This is a genomic window from Streptomyces sp. NBC_01089 (assembly GCF_045162975.1).
Taxonomy (GTDB): Bacteria; Actinomycetota; Actinomycetes; order Streptomycetales; family Streptomycetaceae; genus Streptomyces.
In genome coordinates this window covers 4670829-4689387 of sequence record NZ_CP108660.1, presented here as the reverse complement: position 1 = coordinate 4689387, position 18559 = coordinate 4670829, and the positions used below count along the sequence as shown (strand labels likewise).

The 18559-nt window shown below is 68.7% G+C and carries 17 protein-coding genes; 4 read left to right on the top strand and 13 right to left on the bottom strand.

The genetic code is table 11. From position 1 onward, the window contains the following. Nucleotides 1-44: 44 nt before the first annotated feature. From OG510_RS20985 to OG510_RS20970, 4 genes are all read right to left on the bottom strand, one after another. A complete protein-coding gene (locus OG510_RS20985; protein ID WP_406138703.1) occupies nt 45-1331 on the bottom strand; it encodes an acetyl-CoA carboxylase biotin carboxylase subunit family protein in 1287 nt (428 codons plus the stop codon). Between the two features lie 4 nt (nt 1332-1335). Beyond that, entirely contained in the window at nt 1336-2595 is a 1260-nt protein-coding gene (locus tag OG510_RS20980; protein WP_406138701.1) for an ATP-grasp domain-containing protein, read from the bottom strand. Between the two features lie 136 nt (nt 2596-2731). Beyond that, entirely contained in the window at nt 2732-3955 is a 1224-nt protein-coding gene (locus OG510_RS20975) for an MFS transporter (protein ID WP_406138699.1), read from the bottom strand. 1 nt (nt 3956) lies between these two features. Continuing rightward, nucleotides 3957-5237 carry an ATP-grasp domain-containing protein gene (locus tag OG510_RS20970; RefSeq protein WP_406138698.1) on the bottom strand — a complete coding sequence of 427 codons (1281 nt, stop codon included), beginning with the start codon at nt 5235-5237 and terminating at the stop codon, nt 3957-3959. Between the two features lie 175 nt (nt 5238-5412). Here OG510_RS20970 and OG510_RS20965 point away from each other — a divergent pair, with 175 nt between their 5' ends. After that, entirely contained in the window at nt 5413-6414 is a 1002-nt protein-coding gene (locus OG510_RS20965) for a LuxR C-terminal-related transcriptional regulator (RefSeq protein WP_406138697.1), read from the top strand. Nucleotides 6415-6575: 161 nt separating this feature from the next. After that, complete coding sequence (locus tag OG510_RS20960) at nt 6576-7604, top strand: LuxR family transcriptional regulator (RefSeq protein ID WP_406138696.1); 1029 nt, start codon at nt 6576-6578, stop codon at nt 7602-7604. A 33-nt stretch (nt 7605-7637) separates the two neighbouring features. Here OG510_RS20960 and OG510_RS20955 read toward each other — a convergent pair whose 3' ends face one another. From OG510_RS20955 to OG510_RS20925, 7 genes are all read right to left on the bottom strand, one after another. Further along, nucleotides 7638-9224, bottom strand: a complete 1587-nt coding sequence (locus tag OG510_RS20955; RefSeq protein ID WP_406138695.1) for a uracil-xanthine permease family protein — start codon at nt 9222-9224, stop codon at nt 7638-7640. A 119-nt stretch (nt 9225-9343) separates the two neighbouring features. Next, nucleotides 9344-10579 (bottom strand): ATP-grasp domain-containing protein, encoded by a 1236-nt coding sequence (locus OG510_RS20950; protein ID WP_406138694.1) that lies wholly within the window; start codon nt 10577-10579, stop codon nt 9344-9346. A 59-nt stretch (nt 10580-10638) separates the two neighbouring features. After that, the gene (locus tag OG510_RS20945; RefSeq protein WP_406138693.1) at nt 10639-11676 is read right to left on the bottom strand and encodes an isopenicillin N synthase family dioxygenase; all 1038 of its coding nucleotides are present in this window, start codon (nt 11674-11676) and stop codon (nt 10639-10641) included. A gap of 40 nt (nt 11677-11716) precedes the next feature. Next, a complete protein-coding gene (locus OG510_RS20940; protein WP_164262636.1) occupies nt 11717-12277 on the bottom strand; it encodes a TIGR00730 family Rossman fold protein in 561 nt (186 codons plus the stop codon). A 19-nt stretch (nt 12278-12296) separates the two neighbouring features. Beyond that, a complete protein-coding gene (gene thyX / locus OG510_RS20935; RefSeq protein WP_164262634.1) occupies nt 12297-13067 on the bottom strand; it encodes an FAD-dependent thymidylate synthase in 771 nt (256 codons plus the stop codon). Between the two features lie 54 nt (nt 13068-13121). Next, complete coding sequence (locus tag OG510_RS20930) at nt 13122-13322, bottom strand: hypothetical protein (protein ID WP_406138691.1); 201 nt, start codon at nt 13320-13322, stop codon at nt 13122-13124. Nucleotides 13323-13739: 417 nt separating this feature from the next. Next, nucleotides 13740-14063: a hypothetical protein gene (locus OG510_RS20925; protein WP_203599430.1), complete on the bottom strand. Its 324-nt coding sequence runs from the start codon at nt 14061-14063 to the stop codon at nt 13740-13742. Nucleotides 14064-14290: 227 nt separating this feature from the next. On the opposite strand from OG510_RS20925, the gene OG510_RS20920 reads away from it, so the two are divergent. After that, a complete protein-coding gene (locus OG510_RS20920; protein WP_406138689.1) occupies nt 14291-15076 on the top strand; it encodes an alpha/beta fold hydrolase in 786 nt (261 codons plus the stop codon). Between the two features lie 297 nt (nt 15077-15373). After that, nucleotides 15374-15952, top strand: a complete 579-nt coding sequence (locus tag OG510_RS20915) for a Uma2 family endonuclease (RefSeq protein WP_406138687.1) — start codon at nt 15374-15376, stop codon at nt 15950-15952. Nucleotides 15953-16095: 143 nt separating this feature from the next. Here OG510_RS20915 and groL read toward each other — a convergent pair whose 3' ends face one another. After that, on the bottom strand, nt 16096-17721 hold the full coding sequence (gene groL, locus OG510_RS20910; protein ID WP_164262624.1) for a chaperonin GroEL: 1626 nt from the start codon (nt 17719-17721) through the stop codon (nt 16096-16098). Between the two features lie 305 nt (nt 17722-18026). Then, a complete protein-coding gene (locus tag OG510_RS20905) occupies nt 18027-18230 on the bottom strand; it encodes a cold-shock protein (protein WP_005315736.1) in 204 nt (67 codons plus the stop codon). Between the last annotated feature and the right edge of the window lie 329 nt (nt 18231-18559).

Here is an 18559-nt window from a genome sequence, read left to right as displayed (position 1 = left end):
CTCCTCTTCGATACTGACGTACGTACGGGTGCGGAACAGAGGGTTCAGACGTGCGCCGCGGCGGTCTCCAACCGTCCTGCGGGGGTGGGCTCCTGGGGACCTGACGCCGGTACGGCGGAGACCCGGAACGCCGCAGCGGTGGCGATCAGCGTCTGCTCCACCTCCCGGCTGGACCTGCCGCGGAAGCGGAACCGGCCGCCGACGTGCTCGTAGTACGCGTCCGCGAGCGGCAGGATGTCGCCGACCCGCAGCAGCGCCTCGGCATAGGGGCCGGGGGTGCGGCCGGTCATCGAGGTGACCTCGGTGATGCGGCAGGGCCGCTCCTCGGGCGCCGGGATCAGCAGATAGCCGCCGACTTCGCCGCCGTCGCGCAGCGGACCCTCCGGCACCGGCCGCCCCAGCTGGAGCTGGAACGCGGCGTCCATCAGGTCGTAGCCGTGGATCTCGCGCCAGACGAAGGGGATCTCCGCCCCGCCGACCCGGGCGCCGACTTCGAGGAAGCTGCACCGGGGCGGGCCGTCCGACGAGTCGACGAACACCTCCAGATGGAAGACCAGCGGCTCGTCGGAGAGCGCCCGCAGATACTCGGCGGCGCTCACCCCGATGGCCCGGTTGATCTCCTCGTCGTCCTCCTCGACCGAGCCCAGGAAGTCACCGGTCCTGAAGCCCAGGCAGGTGTTGACATAGCGGGAGGCCCGCCAGTGCTGGATGTCGCGGCCGGTGAAGACACCGTCGACGTGGTAGATCTGCCCGGAGTTGAAGCCCTGCACCATCATCGGTGTGTCGTTGAGCCGCACGGACGGCACATCGTCCGGGCCGTCCAGCTTCACGACGCCCTCGCTCGAACTGCCCATCACCGGCTTGACGATGACCGGCCAGCCCTGGGTGCGGCCGAACTCCAGGACGACCGAGCCGTCGACCGCCAGGGCGAACTCCGGCAGCTCAAGACCGGCGGCCGCGACGGCGGACGCCATCAGGTACTTGTCCCGGAAGTGCGCCAGCTGCTTGACCCGCTGGCCGGGGACGTCCCACTCCTCGCGCAGCTGCGCCGCGATCAGGAGATCGTCCTCCTTGAGCGCCACGATCCGGTCGGGGCGGCCGTGGCGTACGGCGAGCACCCGCAGCGCGGCGCGCACCTCCTCCAGGTCGTCCGTCGCGGTGACGACGGTGACATCGCCCGCGGCCGCGGGCACGGATGGCCGGCCCACCTCGGTCGTGATGTAGGAGACCTGGTGGGTCTCGTGGTCCAGGTAGTCCGCGTAGCGGGCGTAACTCTCCCGCCAGCGGTTGATGACGACGATGTGCGGACGCGGGGCACTGGTTCCGTTCATGGGGTCACGCCTTCCGCTCGGAGAGCTCGTACATTCCGTCGCCGTCGAGGTAGTGCAGGGTGTTGGTGTCCCTGCGTACGACTTCCTCCTCCTCGTGGAACAGCCGCACGAAGCCCACGTACGTGCTGTCGTTCGTGGTGGGGACGACCTCTCCGCCGACCGGTACGAACTGGGACAGGTCGTGGAAACTCTCCAGCTCCTGCACGGACTTGAGGTGCCGCAGCGAGCGCAGGGTGCCGGAGGTGCCGGAGACCAGCCCGACCGAGGAGAAGTACCGGTCGATGCGGTACTCGTCGTCGCACCGCTCGTGGAAACGCTCGGGCCGTACGTACGCCTCGGCGGTCCAGTCGAACGGCGACTCGCCCGTGGCCAGCTGGACGTAGTGCGGGAGGTCGCCGCCGCAGATCCGGGCGCCCATCTCGATGAGGACCGGTCCGGTGGCGGTCATCTTGATCTCGATGTGGGACGGGCCGTGCCGCACGCCGAGCGCGTCCAGTACCTCGAAGGCGTACGCGACGAGCTGGTCCTGGACATCGCCGCGGCGGGGCAGCAGGAAGACCGAGTTGCTGATGTCGTGGACGCCGTTCACGGAGATCCGGGTGGTGCCCATGACGTCGGTGACATGGTGGCGGCCGTCCCGGCTGACGGTGTTGACCATGTACTCGCCGCCGAAGAGGTGTTCCTGTGCCACCACCCCTTCGTTGCGCTCGGAGAACAGGTTCTCCGAGCCGGCCAGCTCGCGGAACGCGGCCACGCTCTCCTCGGGCGTCGCACAGAACCTGACGCCGTCGTTGCCCGCGCTCTTGAGCGGCTTGATCACCGCACGGGTGCCCAGCTCCTCGTGCCAGCGGCGGAGTTCGTCCTCGCTGCGGGCCAGCAGCTGACGGGCGCCGCGCACTCCGGCGGCCTTGACCGTCTCGATCATCGTGAACTTGTCCCGGCGGGCGGCGCTCAGGGCGGTCCCGTTGCTGGGCAGGCCCATGGCCTCGCTCAGCCGGTCGGCGAACTCGACGCCGAACTCACTGCCCGAGAAGACCGCAACGGGCTCGTAGGCACCGGCCGCCCGTACGGTTTCGGCGAGGTCTCCGGTGTGGATGATGTTGTCCGCGTAGAGCGTCAGGTCGAGCGAGCCCGCGAAGGCCGCCGGCACCTGGGGGGTGCTCTGGACCCGTACGCACTCGTACCCGGCCTTGCTGAACTCCGGTGGGAAGAACCGAGCAGGTGCGAAGGCGTCGACGATGACGACGTAACCCTTGGTGTTCACAAGTCTCTCCAACAGCTTGTCTTCGGAACGCCGGACAGGTGCAGCCGGGCGGCGTGTCATACGGGGCGTGCGGGTGTGCCGGGCGGGTGTGTCCTACGTGGGTGTGCCGGGCGTGGGTGTGCCGTACGTGGGTGTGTCAGGCGGCCGTGTCGGCCAGGGCCGGGGCGATCTCGCCGTCCCGTACGGCGTTCCTGGCCAGGTAGGTGCTGCGGGCCAGGCCGAGCAGGGCCAGTCCGGCGCTCGCGAGGCCGATGACGGTGAAGGCCCACACGGGGCTCCTGGCGTCCAGGACCGCACCGGACAGCGGGGCGCCGACGCTGTTGCCCAGCGTCATCGCCGCGCTGTACACACCCATCACGAGTCCCCGGGAGCCCGCCGGGGCAAGTGCGCTGGCGGCGGCGCCCGTCGAGGCGAACGAGGGCGAGCACAGACCGGCCGGCAGCACCATGGCCAGGCACAGGAGGCGCCAGTCGCTCGTGGCGAACCCGCCGATGAGCGTGGTGAGGCCGACGAGTGCGGCCAGACCGGCCGCCGGGATCGGCGGCTTCTTCAGCATGCCGTAGGTGAGGGCGCCGAGCAGCGAGCAGAATCCGCAGACGGTCAGGACCAGACCTGACCAGCCGACCTGCCCCGACTCGCGCAGCCCGCCCACGATCGCGGTCTCGTAGCCCGATGTGGCCAGTGTGGTGGCCGTGGTCGCGGCGAGCACGGGGATCAGCCCGCCCTTGAGCCAGTCGCGTACCGGAACCTTCGGCGGCTTGCCGTTCGCCGTCTTCGTCGCGTCGCGCACCTGGGGGTTGAGCAGCCACAGGCCCACTCCCGCGATGGCGACGACCAGGCCGAGGCCCCGCATGGAGACCGTGCTGGAGATGGACGTCGCGATGGTCACGCCCAGGGCCGGGCCCACCATGTAGGAGATGTTGGACGTCATGGCGTCCAGGGCGAAGGCGGTGTGCCTGAGCTCCTCGGGGACCGCGACCGCGAGCCTGAGGCGCACGATCGAGAAGCCCGGGAGATTCAGCAGCCCGGACACGACCGCACCGGCCATGAGCAGGCCGTACGGCAGGCTCGGCCCGAGGCCCCAGAAGAGCAGCTGCCCCACCAGACACACGGCGAGCACCGGCCGTGCGCCGTACCTGTCCATCATCCGGCCCTGGATCGGGCCGCCGACCGCGACGCCCACGGTCCACACCGCGATCACCAGCCCCGCGGCGCCGAATCCGCGGTGCAGTCCGAAGACGACAGCCAGGTTCATGACCACGGGGATCGCCACGACGGCGATCTTCGAGAAGAACCCCAGCAGCATGAGCAGGGCGATCCCCGGCTGGGCGAGAACCTGCCGATAGGTTCCGGTACGCATGTCAGGTGTCCCATTCCGTCGTATGGGCTTCCGCGGCACCGACGGCCACCGCGATCTGCTCCAGGAAGGAGCGCTCGGTGAACCGGTGCCGCTGCCAGAGCGATTCGAGCCTGGCGGGCAGGGCCGCACGGGCGTCGAGCTCGCAGGTGATGATCATGTTGGGGTGCTCGACGCCGTCGATGGTGAGCGTCTGGGTCCTGACGACGTCGAGTTCGCGCCGGGCGTCCTCGACGAACTCCGGGCTCAGTTCACGTACCGGGAACTGAAGAGCAACACGCTTGAGATCCCGGCCGTGGTCCATACCATCGGGCCAGGTACCGTCCAAAATCGACACCAGGCAGTCGTAGGTGTTGAAATCCGTGGCCGCTATGCAGGGGGTGGTCGTTCCGGTTACCCGCGGATTGATTTCGAGGATCCGGTACACGCCGTCCTCGTAAATCATGTCGAGTCCGACAGCGCCCTGGAGATTGAGGACCCGGCCGAGCCGCTGCAGCTTGACCGCGATGGGGGCGAAGGCCCGGTCGGCGGCTTCGCGCGGCGCCACCGAGCGCAGGCGGCCGAAATTGAATACGGGACCTTCTTCGGCGGGGCCCTGCCACACTACGGGGTGGACCACGTACTCCCCGTATGCGCCGACTACTTCGACGGAACAGATCTCACCGGAGACACAGCGCTCCAGGATGAAGTTTCCGTCGTGCGGCTCCGCCAGGTGGCGTTCGAGCGCCGCCTCGTCGGGGATCACCACCATGCCGGCCCCCATGCAGTCCCAGAGCGGCTTGCTCAGCACGGGAAAGCCCATGTCGGAGACCTGGAGGAGGATCGAGTCGACGTAGGCCGGGATGAGCAGCCCGCGGCCGGCCAGGACGTCGCTGTCGACGAGCACACCGTGCGGGGTGTCAAAACCCTGCTCGATGAGCATGCGTTTGGTCTCCCATTTGTTCGCCGTCAGCCCCGTGGCGAACACGCTGTGCATGACCATCGGAATTCCGAGTGGTTCGAGCCTGCGCTTCACCACCGCGTCGCGCAGGGCGTTCTCGTCGGCTATGGAAAGCGAAATGACGCCATCCGCCGACCAGTCGATGACTTTCTTGGCGAGATCGTCGGCCGATATATCGACCGGCACCTTCTCGGAGGTTCCCGGGAATTCGTCCGGGCCGCACTCGCCGTCGGTGTAGAAGAGCCTTGCCTCGATGCCGTCCCGCTCGAACCTTTCGGACAGGTTCTGCAGGAAAGGCTTTGTCTGCTGGATCTCGATGGAACGCAAGAATGCGATTCTGCGCATGCTGAGTCACCCTTCCGGGGAGCTTCGGCCGTGAACTCGGCCGTGCTGTAAGCGCGATATGAAGACCTTGACAGCCGCAACGACCGCCGTGGGGGGATACTCGGTGTCCTAAGCTGGCCAGACCGGAAGAGGTTCTCGACAAATGGGGCATTCACGGATGCAACGGGACGGCGAAATGTCCCTGCTTGAGAACAACTCGCTGTCCGTCTACGAATGGGCCCTGCGGAATGGCACGCTCCGCGCCGGCAGCACGGCGGCGGCCGATCTGGGCCTGACCGACGAGGAGTTGGCACAGGCGCGGGCCGACCTGCTGGACCTGGGGCTGCTCCTGCCGGCCGGCGACGGCACGGGGGAGATTCCGGCCGACCCGGCCATCGCCGAGATGATGGTCGGCGCCCCGCTCGAACAGGAGATAGAGCAACGGCAGCAGGCCCTGATCCGCGTCCATGAGCAACTGCGCCCGCTGTCCCCCCTCTTCGCCGAGCACACGCTCACCGGGCGGCAGGGCGAGGGGATCCGTTCCTTCGACGAACCCGCCGCTGTGCAGCGCGAGTTGTCGATGATGACCCGGCTGTGCAGCGAGGAGATGATCTCCATCCAGCCAGGTGGGGGGCGGAATCCGGACACTCTGCGGGGCATCGTGCAGGAGAGCCTGTCGATGCTGGAACGCGGGGTGCGGCTGCGCACTCTCTACCAGCACACGGCCCGGGCGAGCCTGACGACCAGGGCCTACGTACGGGAGGTTTCGGCGGCCGGCGCGCAGATACGCACCACGGCCGAGGTGTTCGACCGGATGATCATTTTCGACCGCGAAACCGCCTTCGTACCGCAGCCGCGTACCGACGGCCGCCCGCACGGTGCTTCGATCGTCACCGACCCCACCGTGGTGGGCTTCCTGTTCCGGATGTTCGAGAGCATCTGGGAATCGGGCCAGCCCTTTGATACGCAGCAGTCCGAGTACCAGCAGACCGCCGAGCAGCTGCGGATATCGATCCTGCGGCTGATGGCGGCGGGCCTCAAGGACGAGGTCATTGCGAAGCGGCTGGGCATGGCGACGCGTACGTGTCGCAGGTATGTCAAGGATATTACGGATGAACTGGGAGCGGCGAGCCGATTCCAAGCGGGCTATATGGTTTGGAAATTGGGGCTTCCGCTGGAGCCGGAACGCGGAGAGTGACCGTCCTGAGGGGCGGTGGACAGCCGCGGCCGGTCATCCCGGCAATGCGCCGGCCTCGCAAGCGAACCACCACTTCTGCACCGGACGATCGGCTAGACTCCACACGTTTCGGTGGACAGCGGTCCCTATAAATGGAGTTGGCTATGTGCTCAGCAAAGCCAGTGGCACTCGTTCCCAGTGCGAAAGCCCGCACGGCGTATGTCGAACTCCTCCGCGGCGAGACCCCCGCGCTGACGCAGCAGGAACGTTCCCCCGCACAGGCCGGGAACCACTCCCCCGACCACGAGACCATCCAGGAACTGATCCGGATGGGGATGGTGAGCGAGGACGCCTCCGCGCCCGCCCAGGTGTCCCCGGTGGACCCCGGCATCGTCGAGGCGCGGCTCGGCAGCCTGCTGCGCTCATCGGCGCTGACCATGCTGGAAGAGGCGCGCTCCCTGACGGACCTGCTGCGCCCGCTGATCGGCGAGGCCCGCAGCGCATCGGCGGGCGGCGGGGAGCCCATCGTCCGGATCGAGGGCAAGGCGGCGATCAGCGCCATCGTCGGTGAGACCGTGCAGCAGGCCGCCAAGGAGCTGCTGACGGCGCAGCCCGGGGGCGGCAGGCCCAGGGCCACGCTCGCCACCATCCGCGAGCAGACCGGCACGCTGCTCGACCGCGGCGTCGAGATACGGACGCTGTACCAGCACACCGCCTGGCACGACGGACCGACCCGGGAGTACGTCTCCGAGGTCACCGCGCTCGGGGCGCAGGTACGCACGCTGGACGAGTTCTTCGACCGGCTCATCATCGTGGACCGGAAGCTGGCGTTCATCCCGGCGGACACCGAACGCGAACGGGCCGTCATCATCCGCGAGGCGGCTGTCGTCCGCTTCCTCGTGGAGGTCTTCGAGCGCAACTGGCAGCGCGCCAAGATGTTCCAGGGCTCCCGCACCCCGAACGAGTCGGTCGACATCAGCGCCGGCCTGCGGGAGACGATCATCCGCTGCCTGATCCACGGGGACAGCGACAGCAAGATCGCCAAGCGGATCGGGCTCAGCACCCGCGCCTACTCCTCCCATCTGGCCAAGCTCAAGGCCGAGTTCAAGGCGGAGAGCAGATTCCAGCTCGGCTATCTGCTGGGCCAGCTCGCGGCGGAGGAAGCGGCATCCGGCGCGAACGAGGCGGTCCCCGGCACCGAGGGGTTCTGACCCGCCCGGTGCCGGGGCACTCCGACCGGTTCCTCAGGTCCCGGCCCCGGCCGCGACCGGACGGGCCTCGGACTCGGTGTCGGTACGGGCCTCGGACTCGGTGTCCGTACGGGCCTCGGATGCGGCGTCGGTACGGAGTTCGGACACGGCGTCGGCAGGAGCACCGGTACGGGCACCGGCCTGCTGAACGGCCCTGCGCACAGGCTCCGTCCGCGCCGCCTCCGTCAGGCCCGCCTCTGTCAGGGCCGCCTCTGTCAGGGCCGGCGCCTCCGCCGGGCGCCGCCTGCCGACGAAGGCCAGCCCGTGGTACCCGACGAGTGTCACGAGCGTACCCAGCGCGATCCCGCTGATGGAGAAGGTGTCCGTCAGCGTGACCGAGACCCCGCCGATCCCGAGCACCGTGCCGGCCGCGATGGGGACGAGGTTCTGCGGGTTGGCGAAGTCCACGGCCGCCTTGATCCAGATCTTCACGCCCAGCAGCCCGATCATCCCGTACAGCACGACGGTGATGCCGCCGAGTACGCCGCCGGGGGTGGCCGCGACGAGCGCACCGAACTTGGGGCACAGGCCGAAGACCACCGCAGCTCCGGCCGCCGCCCAGTACGCGGCCGTCGAGTAGACCCGGGTCGCGGCCATCACACCGATGTTCTCCGCGAACGTGGTCGTCGGCGCTCCGCCGACCGATGAGGACATCGCGGTGGCGAGACCGTCACCCAGGATCGCCCGGCCGAGCGTGGGGTCGAGGTCCTTGCCTGTCATCTCGGCGACCGCCTTGATGTGCCCGGTGTTCTCGGCGAGCAGCGCGATCACCCCCGGGAGTACGAGGAGGATCGCCGACCCGGAGAACGTCGGCGCTTGGAAGTGCGGCAGCCCGACCCACGGTGCCGACGCGACCCCGGACAGCTGCACCCGCAGATGGCGGCCCACCTCGCCGCTCGGGCCAGGCGATGTGATCGGTCCGGCGAGCCGGTCCAGCAGCCAGGACAGCAGAAAGCCGGAGACCAGCCCGACGAACACCGCGAGCCGTCCCCAGAATCCGCGCAGCAGCACCCCGGCGCCGACGACGACACACATCGTCACGAAGGCCACCCACTGGTCCTGCGGCCAGTAGATCTTCGCGACGACCGGCGCCAGGTTGAGCCCGATGAGGAGCACGACGGCGCCCGAAACCACGGGCGGGAACGCCTTGTTGATCAGGCCCGGGCCCGCGTAGTGGACGACAAGGCCGACCAGGGCGAGCACCAGACCCGCGACGAGGATCGCGCCGGTGACGGTGCCGGTGCTGCCGCCCGCGGCCCTGATGGCCGCGACCGCGCCCACGAAGGACGCGCTGGTCCCCAGATAGCTGGGAATCCGCCCCTGTACGACGAGCAGGAACAGGACGGTCGAGAGCCCGGACATCATGATCGCCAGGTTCGGGTCGAGGCCCATGACCACCGGGAACACGAAGGTCGCGCCGAACATCGCCACGACGTGCTGCGCGCCGAGCCCCACCGTGCGGGGCCAGGACAGCCGTTCGTCCGGCATCACCACGGCTCCCGGCAGCGGACGGCTGCCGTCGCCGTGCAGACTCCAGCCGATGCCGAGCAGATGGCGCGGCGAGCGGTACGTGCCTTTCATCTTTCCCTCCGGTCCATGGCGGGGCCGCCGCGCGCAGTGCCCGGCGGCCCCACAGCGTTCGATGGTCGATGGACGGTGCCCGACGGATGACGGATGACGGCAGGCGGCCGACAGCTCCGTCAGGGCTCCACCCGGCTTGAGATGCCCGCGATCGCCGCGTCGGCGCGCTGGTCCGCCAGGTCGGGACTGGGCGCCTGGACGATCACATGGCCGAGCCGGGTGTACTTGCGGTGGGCACTGCCGATGAGGTCTCCCGGCTGCACATAGGAGCGCACGAGTGCCACATGCGGACTCTGCGCCAGCCCCTCGAGACCGCGGAAGACACCGTGGCGCACCGTGCTGATGAACCTGATCGCGGCGGCGTCGGTGCGCCGCGGCCGGGTGCCGGGACGTTCGCCCAGGACCGTCTGGAGGTACACCGCGGCCGTGTTGACCCCGGTCGCGAGCTCGATCGCCTGCATGGTGGGGACGTCGGGCGGCCCGACGTCCACCGCGATCACCGTCGGCCCGGCCTCCGTCACCCGGAGATCGCTGTGGGCGACTCCGTCGCGCAGGCCGAGCGCGGCCAGCCCGCTCTCCACCGTCGACAGGATCAGGGCCTCGGTCGGCAGCCCGAAACCGGCCGGCATCGTACGGCCGGTGTCCTCACGGAACCGGCCGGTCGTGGTGTAGTTCCGCAGGATCGCCAGGTGCGTGAAACGCCCCTGGTGCACGGCCGTCACCACACCGCACGACGCGCCCTCCACATGCTGCTGGACGAGGACGGTCGTATCGACGGGCGCACCGTACGGCAGGCTCTTCCGGCGCCGTTGTGCCATCCGCACCATCCCCGCCAGGTCGTCCGGGGAGTCCACCGGGATCACCCCCACCGAGCCGTCGCTCTCGGCCGGTTTCACGACGAGCGGGTAGCCGAGCCCGGCCGCGCTCGCGGCCGGAATCCCGTCGTCGAGCGCCGGTACGGCCAGGGTACGCGGGTGCGGAACTCCCCGTTCGCGGAACGCCTCCGCCATCAGCCACTTGTTACGGGTCGCGGGGGCGACGGCGGGGTCGTGCCCAGGCAGTCCGAGCCGGGAGGCCAGCAGGGCGCCCAGCGGGGAGAGGAACTTCCAGCTGACCCCGACGCCCCCGACCCCGCCCTGGACGCAGTGCTCGCTGAGCTGCTCCAGGGCGTGCAGCGGGATGCGGAAGTCGGTGAACACGACGCCTGCCAGCCGGTTGCGCAGCGCGTCCCCGTAGTTCCGGTAGAGCGCCCGGTGGGTCGCCACATGGAGCCTGATGTCCAGCTCATCGGCGGCCTGTGCGAGGCGTTCGGCGACTTCGCTCTCCGCTCCGAGGAGCAGCACTGTTCTGGCCACGGCTGGTCAACTCGCCTTCCGCGGAGTGCCCCAGGGCAGCCCGTCGTGCTTCCGGGCCGTCACGTGCCGTAGGCCCTGCTGAACTTCCCGATGATGTAGTCGCCCGAGCGCACCGGCTGGTGCCTGGGCGGGTTGTCCGGCCCGGTACAGGTCGGAATGCACTCGATGAGCGCGTCGTAGGAGGGCTGGTGGAAGAAGGGCACCGAGTACCGCTCCCGGCCGGCCAGCTCCCGCGGCGGGTTGACGACCCGGTGCACGGTGCTCACCCACCTGTTGTTGGTCCAGATGGCCATCAGATCGCCGATGTTGACCACGAACGAGCCCTCGATCACCGGGACATCGAGCCATCGGCCCTCCTTGTCGAGGACCTGCAGCCCGCCGGGCCCGTCGTCCTGGTAGAGGATGGTGAGGCTGCCCCAGTCGCTGTGCATGCCCTTGCGCAGCTGGCCGGGCGCCGGCGGCACGGGCTGCTTGGGGTAGAAGTTCGCGGTCAGATTCGTCATGTGGTGCCGGATCTTCTCCTCGAACCAGTCCTCCGGGAGGTCGAGGGCGAGGGCGAAGAGCCGCATGATGTCCGCGGCCAGCGTCTCCATGGCCGCGTAGTAGCTCCGGTACGCCTCGGCGAAGCCGGGCAGTTCGGGCCACCGGTTGGGCGTGCGCAGCGCCGGGTCGGCGTCCGGCGGAAGGGCCGGGTCGCCGGGCTCGCCGAGGCGGTTGACGGTGTACGTCTCCGACACATCCGGCAGGGCACGCTCCTGCTCGACCAGGGCTTCCTCGTTGGACGCGGCGAGGCTGCCCTCGCGGCCGAAGCCGCGCATCAGCGGGTCGGACGCGTCCGCCCGCAGCGCCGCCTTCCGGGCGGCGGGCAGCGCGAAGAACTCCCGGGTGGCCCGGTACATCTCGGAGATCGTGTGCTCCTGGACGCCGTGTCCGACGACGACGAGGAAGCCGCTGGTCCGGCAGACCTCGTCGATCACCGCGGCGAGTCTGCGGTCCGCGCTCTCCCCCGTACGGGCGGAGCTGAGGTCGATCACGGGGACGTAGCCGTCCACCACCGTGACCGGGTCGGCCTCGCGCGGCTTGCTCTCCAACTTCACTACCGACATCATTCCCACTTCCGACTTCCGACTTCCGATTTCAGCCCCAGCGCGGAGGCGGAGGCTCCCACGATCCGAGCAACTCGATGAACTCGTCGGCGTCCGCGACCGCCGGGAGCGTCCCGGCCTCGCCGGGCCGGAGGAAACCACTGGCGGACATCCGGCAGTTCATCCGCAGCAGCCGGTCCCAGTACCCGTCGACATTCAGCAGCGCCACCGGCTTGTGATGGCGGCCGAGGATCAGCCAGGCCCACACCTCGAGGATTTCCTCGACGGTGCCGACACCGCCGGGGAGCGCCACGAAGGCGTCCGCCAGGTCGGCCATGAGCTGCTTGCGCTGGTGCATGGTGTCGACGACATGCAGTTCGGTGAGGCCCTGATGGGCCACCTCGGCGTCGACCAGATGGCGGGGAATGACCCCCGTGACCCGGCCGCCGGCGGCCAGGGCCGTGTCGGCGACGACACCCATGAGGCCCGCCGCACCCCCGCCGTAGACAATCTCGTGTCCCGCCGCGACCATCTCCTTCGCGAAGACGGCCGCCTCGTCCCGATAGGCCGCCCTGTTGCCCAGGGCAGATCCCGCGTAGACCGTGATGCGCATGGCAGAGATCTCCGTCCGGTCAGGGGCTCACACGCCCGCACTTCTCGAAGGACGCGTGGGTCAGCGGCATCAGCCGCGCGAACTCGTTCTCCATCTGCTCGGCGACCAGCTCGATCTCACGCTGGGGGTGCGACACATAGGTGGCGTCCGAGCGGTTGGTGCGCAGGGCGAGGAAGTGCATCAGTGAGCGGGCGTTGCAGGTCGCGTAGACCGTCGAGTACGTGGCCACCGGGAGTACGATCCGGGCCAGTTCACGGGCGATCCCGGCATCGAGCAGCCGCTGGTACTCGCGGAACGCCGCCCGGTACGCCTCGCTGGTGGACGTGGACAGCAGCTCGTAGTCCTGCTCGGTGCCCTCCACGTACTGGTAGTGGCCCGGCTTGCCCTCCTGGCGGAGCATGCGGTCGCGGTCGGGCACGTAGAAGACGTTCTTGAGGTCCTTGTAGCGGGCGCTCTCCTCGTTGAACGACCACATGCGGTGGCGCATCATGTGCCGGATCGTGAAGATCGGCGCGTGCACCAGGAAGGTGAGCGAATTGTGCTCGAAGGGGCTGCCGTGACGGCTGCGCATCAGATAGTTGATGAGCCCCGCTATATACGCGTCACCGCGTTCCTCGCGATGTGCTTCCTCACCGGCGGTGGATACCCGGGCCGCGCGTACGACCGCGAGATCGGACGCGGTGTGGTCGACGAGTTCGGCGGTGATCGTGGAGCGGAGCTCGATCTCGGGGCCGAAGACCGCGGATTCGGCAGTTCCGGTCCCGGTTTCCAGGGCTGTGGTGATCGTCATTCGTTCTCTCCTCGGCTGAGGTGGCGGGATTGCGTCGGCCGGAAATACAACAGATCAGTCCCAGCCGTGGTCGCCTGCGGGGGAGGCGTCGGCCGCCACGCGGGTGGTGGAGGCGTGCTGACCGGCCGCGAGCTGGGTGACCGCACCGGCGCCGACGGCCGATACGAACGCCGCGCCGGCCACGGTGGCGACCAGCGCCGCCTTGACTCCACGGCGAGCGGCGACGGTCTTGATCTGGTCGTTGTACTTCCGCATGGCTTCTTTTCCTTTTCGCTGAGTCTGCGAGTCTTCGAGTCCGCTTGTGCGTTCTCCGTGCGACCCCTTCGCACATTTCTATTCTTCGAGAAGAGGACGCCCGCTATAAGGTCAGACTTGCGCAGTGCGTAAGTAGGAACCATGGGACCGGGCGTCCGACCAGCAGAAACGGTGAGGCTCCGGTGCCGCGGCCGACTGGGGAGCCGACTGCGGCAACGGAGCCTCACCGTCGCGATGCTGGTCTTTGTACGGGAACGGAAAACCGCTTCCGATTCTTTTGGAGGATCCTCCCTGCCGGAATGTTTCCTACCGGAATACTTACTACCGGAATGCGGGCTACCGGCTATCCGGAATCTTCACTTCCCGAATATGCCCAGCGGGAATGCGGGCCTGTGGGCCTGCGGGCCTGCGGGCCTGCTAGCGGTCGAGGCCGCAGACGGCCCGTCCCGGCCGCTGGACGCTGCCGGACTCCTGCACCAGGCCGGTGCCGGCCTCGTCGTGGATCTGCCGTACGGCGAACGTCGCCGTCACCACGGCGGCGCGGGCGTGCCCGAGCGCCTCCCGGGCGGAGTCCACATCACGGCCGGCCCTGGGGAGCCCTTCGACCACGTCGGCCGCGCACTCGATGAGATGCAGCGCGGCCCGCGCCAGCCGGTCGTCGCACGGAAAACCCTGAGCCACCGCCTTGTGGGCCGTCTCCAGCAGCGCTGTCGCGGTCAGCTGGGTGTCTGTTTCGGTCACGGCTGAGGTCCCCTCGATAGGTCGGTCCACGTCGATAGGTCGGTCCGCGCCGGCGCCGGTCGAGCACGATTCTGTTGCCGCGCCCGGGATCCCGGAAGGGTCACATCCATGCAGGTGCAGAGAACTGCACCGCGACCAGGGCGAGTTCACGGCCCGGCGGCCCGCACGGCGGCACGCCGGGCCTTTAGACTCGGCGGTCAGCCATCTTGACCGCAGGGGAGCATGCTGTGCGCAGTACCGCAGTGACAGGCAACGGCGACCGCATCAGGTGGGTCGAACTCCCGGGCGCCGAGCCCTCACGTGTCTATCTGCACGGCCTCGGCGCGACCTCACCCGCCTACTTCGCCGAAGTCGCGGTCCACCCGCTGCTGGCGGGCCGCAGGTCGCTCCTGATGGACATGCTCGGCCACGGCATCAGCGACCGCCCCACCGACTTCGGCTACACCCTGGAGGCGCACGCCGACGCCCTCGCGGCGGCCCTCACCGCGGCGGGCGTCTCCGGCGCCGAGGTCGTCGCGCACAGCATGGGCGGCTCGGCGGCGATCGTCCTCGCCGCGCGCCACCCGGAGCTGGTCTCCCGCCTCGTCCTGATCGACGCCAACCTCGACCCCCTGGTGCCCACGCTGGGAACGCTCGGCAGCAGCGGCATCGCCGCCTACTCCGAGGAGGAGTTCCTCGCGTACGGCTGGGCCGAGGTACGCGACCAGGCCGGGGCCCACTGGTGGTCCACCATGCGGCTGGCGGGCCGGGAGGCCCTGCACCGGAGCGCCACCCACCTGGCCCACGGCAGCACACCACCGATGCGCGAGCTGCTGCTCGGCCTGAAGATCCCGCGCGCCTTCCTGTACCCGGAGGCCGACGGCGCCCTCCCCGGCGCCGACGGCCTGACCGCGGCGGGCGTATCAGTGACCGCGATCCCGGACTGCGGGCACAACATCATGCTGGACAACCCGGACGCGTTCGTCAGGGCCACGGCAACAGCACTCGGGGCCGCCTCGGAGCCGGGAGCCTGAGCCTGACGTTCCGAGCGCTCTTCACAGTGCCGGGACGGAGCGCCTGATCTTCCACCCAACCACCCTCGCCGCGCACCCTGTTGACCAACCGTGACCGACTTGCCACGGGCAGTTGCCAGGCTCTAGCGTGCTCGCAGACGTGCCCCCTTACACGCGACGGCAGGCCCCTGCCCACGGCTGTGCCCGCGCCGCCGAAGCCCGGGCGGCCGCGATCCGGTCGCCCGAGAGGACCCGCACATGACCGTTCAGCTCATTCGTGCCGGAAGCGGGGCAGGATGGAGGCGAGGAGGCGACGCCATGACCCCCAGCCCCGCTGACCACGCCCAGATGTCCGTCGAGGACTTCGAGGAGCTCGCCCGCCATGCTCCCGAGACGGTGCGGCTCGAATTCATCAACGGAAAGCTCGGAGTCAAAGCCATGCCCGATGGCAATCACGGCGAGATCTTCATGTGGCTGATGCGTCAGTGCATGCAGCAGCGCCCTGATCTGAACCTCATGCCCGAGCGTGGACTTCAGGTCGAGAAATACCGCAAGGGCCGGGCCCGCACGGACGGGACGCTGGTCCCCCGCGGGCACTTCAAGGGGCATGGCGAGTGGTCCGTCACCGATGGCGCTCTCCTCGTGGTCGAGATCACCTCCCATGACCGGGACACCAACCGCCGTGACCGCGTCGAGAAGCCCGTGGCGTACGCCGAGGCGGAGATTCCCGTCTATCTCCTCATCGACCGCGAGGACAACGCCGTGACGGTGTTCAGCAGCCCGAAGGGCGGCACCTATCAGGAGAATGTCTCGTACCCCTACGGGAAAGCCGTCGAGCTGCCCTCTCCGCTCGGTATCACCCTGGAGACCGAGGAACTCAAGGAGTACGCAGACTGACGCTCGCGGAGCCCGGTGAGTGCACCGCCGAAGCAACCGCGAACGCCCGAGGGCGGTACCCCTTCGAGAAGGGGTACCGCCCTCGGTCCGTACTGCTTGCCGTACTGCTGCTGGAGCAGCCGATCCTCGTTGCGAGCCGAGGATCAGAAGTCCATGTCACCGCCCGGCATGCCGCCCGGGGCGCCGCCGGGGGCGGCCTTCTCCGGCTTGTCGGCGATGACGGCCTCGGTGGTGAGGAACAGCGCGGCGATCGACGCGGCGTTCTGCAGCGCGGAGCGCGTGACCTTCGCCGGGTCGATGATGCCCTCGGCGATCATGTCGACGTACTCGCCGGTCGCGGCGTTCAGACCGTGGCCGACCGTCAGGTTGCGGACCTTCTCGACGACGACTCCGCCTTCGAGACCACCGTTGACGGCGATCTGCTTCAGCGGGGCCTCCAGGGCGAGCTTCACGGCGTTGGCGCCGGTCGACTCGTCACCCTCGAGCTCAAGCTTCTCGAACACCGCGGAAGCCTGGAGCAGGGCCACGCCACCACCGGCGACGATGCCCTCCTCGACGGCCGCCTTCGCGTTGCGAACGGCGTCCTCGATGCGGTGCTTGCGCTCCTTGAGCTCGACCTCGGTCGCGGCACCGGCCTTGATGACCGCAACACCGCCGGCGAGCTTCGCCAGGCGCTCCTGCAGCTTCTCGCGGTCGTAGTCGCTGTCCGAGTTCTCGATCTCGGCACGGATCTGGTTGACGCGGCCCTGGACCTGGTCGCTGTCACCGGCACCGTCGACGATCGTGGTCTCGTCCTTGGTGATGACGACCTTGCGGGCGCGGCCGAGCAGGTCGAGACCGGCGCTCTCCAGCTTGAGGCCGACCTCCTCGGAGATGACCGTGCCACCGGTGAGGATGGCGATGTCGCCGAGCATGGCCTTGCGGCGGTCGCCGAAGCCCGGGGCCTTGACGGCGACGGACTTGAAGGTGCCGCGGATCTTGTTGACGACCAGGGTCGACAGCGCCTCGCCCTCGACGTCCTCCGCGATGATCAGCAGCGCCTTGCCGGACTGCATGACCTTCTCGAGCAGCGGAAGGAGGTCCTTCACGTTGCCGATCTTGGAGTTGACGATCAGGATGTACGGGTCGTCGAGCGACGCCTCCATACGCTCCATGTCGGTGGCGAAGTACGCCGAGATGTAGCCCTTGTCGAAGCGCATGCCCTCGGTGAGCTCAAGCTCGAGACCGAAGGTCTGCGACTCCTCGACGGTGATGACGCCTTCCTTGCCGACCTTGTCCATCGCCTCGGCGATGAGCTCGCCGATCTGGGTGTCAGCGGCGGAGATGGAGGCGGTCGAAGCGATCTGCTCCTTGGTCTCCACGTCCTTGGCCTGCTCCAGGAGAGCGGCGGAGACGGCCTCGACGGCCTTCTCGATGCCACGCTTCAGGGCCATCGGGTTGGCACCGGCGGCGACGTTGCGGAGGCCCTCACGAACCAGCGCCTGCGCGAGGACGGTCGCGGTGGTCGTACCGTCACCGGCGACGTCGTCCGTCTTCTTGGCGACCTCCTTGACCAGCTCGGCGCCGATCTTCTCGTACGGGTCCTCGAGCTCGATCTCCTTGGCGATGGAAACACCATCGTTGGTGATCGTGGGGGCGCCCCACTTCTTCTCAAGGACGACGTTGCGGCCCTTGGGGCCGAGGGTGACCTTGACGGCGTCGGCGAGCTGGTTCATCCCGCGCTCGAGACCGCGCCGTGCCTCCTCGTCGAACGCGATGATCTTGGCCATGTGAAGTGGTCCTCCCGGACAGGGGGTGGAAAGCGTCAGACCTGGCGGTGCCCGCGACGGACGGCCTGCTTGCCCGGTGGTTCCTTGCCCCACCCGGCCCGCGAGCCTCACCAACCCGGCCCTTCTGTCACTCTCACTGGGAGAGTGCTAACGCCAATGATTAGCACTCGACCCCTGCGAGTGCAAGCGCCTTCGATGGATGCGACCCCTGGCCCGGGACAGCCCGGACGCGCGAGAGGCCCGCTCCCCTCTGTGGGGTGCGGGCCTCTCGTGCGTGAGTGGGCCGGTGGCCGATCGCGCCGAGATCAGACGGCGAGTTTGACCATGTCCGCCTGCGGACCCTTCTGGCCCTGCGAGATCTCGAACTCGACTCGCTGACCTTCTTCAAGGGTGCGGTAGCCGTCCATCTGAATCGCGCTGTAGTGGACGAAAACATCCGCACCACCGTCGACCGCGATGAAGCCGTACCCCTTCTCCGCGTTGAACCACTTGACGGTGCCCTGAGCCATGCCTAACTCCCCTATTACTGGCCCTTGCACAGAGCCCGCACTTCGCGGGATCCGGGTCAGACCTTGCGCCGGAACGCGTCGACCGCGGCTGAATGTATCTGCCCAACTGCCCTCTGCAACAGGTCAATCGGACGAGAATTCTGAGCGAGACCGACCGCACCATTGGGCGGATTCCCGAGGATCCCCGGGCAAGTCGGGCCGGGCAAAGGGCACTTAGGCCGCAAAGAGATCGAGCACATTGCCCACACATTGGCGCCGGCTCAGCAGCTCACGGCGCGGACGATCAAGGGGGCTGCCCCAACTCTACCGTGTTCAACCATGCAGAATTG

What these genes read in the sequence shown, in the direction of transcription:
- OG510_RS20965 (WP_406138697.1), top strand. Translation starts at nt 5,413, where the DNA reads ATGTCCCTGCTTGAGAACAACTCGCTGTCCGTCTACGAATGGGCCCTG.
- OG510_RS20975 (WP_406138699.1), bottom strand. Translation starts at nt 3,955, where the DNA reads ATGCGTACCGGAACCTATCGGCAGGTTCTCGCCCAGCCGGGGATCGCC.
- thyX (WP_164262634.1), bottom strand. Translation starts at nt 13,067, where the DNA reads ATGACGATCACCACAGCCCTGGAAACCGGGACCGGAACTGCCGAATCC.
- OG510_RS20915 (WP_406138687.1), top strand. Translation starts at nt 15,374, where the DNA reads ATGACCCCCAGCCCCGCTGACCACGCCCAGATGTCCGTCGAGGACTTC.
- OG510_RS20930 (WP_406138691.1), bottom strand. Translation starts at nt 13,322, where the DNA reads ATGCGGAAGTACAACGACCAGATCAAGACCGTCGCCGCTCGCCGTGGA.
- OG510_RS20970 (WP_406138698.1), bottom strand. Translation starts at nt 5,237, where the DNA reads ATGCGCAGAATCGCATTCTTGCGTTCCATCGAGATCCAGCAGACAAAG.
- OG510_RS20985 (WP_406138703.1), bottom strand. Translation starts at nt 1,331, where the DNA reads ATGAACGGAACCAGTGCCCCGCGTCCGCACATCGTCGTCATCAACCGC.
- groL (WP_164262624.1), bottom strand. Translation starts at nt 17,721, where the DNA reads ATGGCCAAGATCATCGCGTTCGACGAGGAGGCACGGCGCGGTCTCGAG.
- OG510_RS20940 (WP_164262636.1), bottom strand. Translation starts at nt 12,277, where the DNA reads ATGCGCATCACGGTCTACGCGGGATCTGCCCTGGGCAACAGGGCGGCC.
- OG510_RS20905 (WP_005315736.1), bottom strand. Translation starts at nt 18,230, where the DNA reads ATGGCTCAGGGCACCGTCAAGTGGTTCAACGCGGAGAAGGGGTACGGC.
- OG510_RS20955 (WP_406138695.1), bottom strand. Translation starts at nt 9,224, where the DNA reads ATGAAAGGCACGTACCGCTCGCCGCGCCATCTGCTCGGCATCGGCTGG.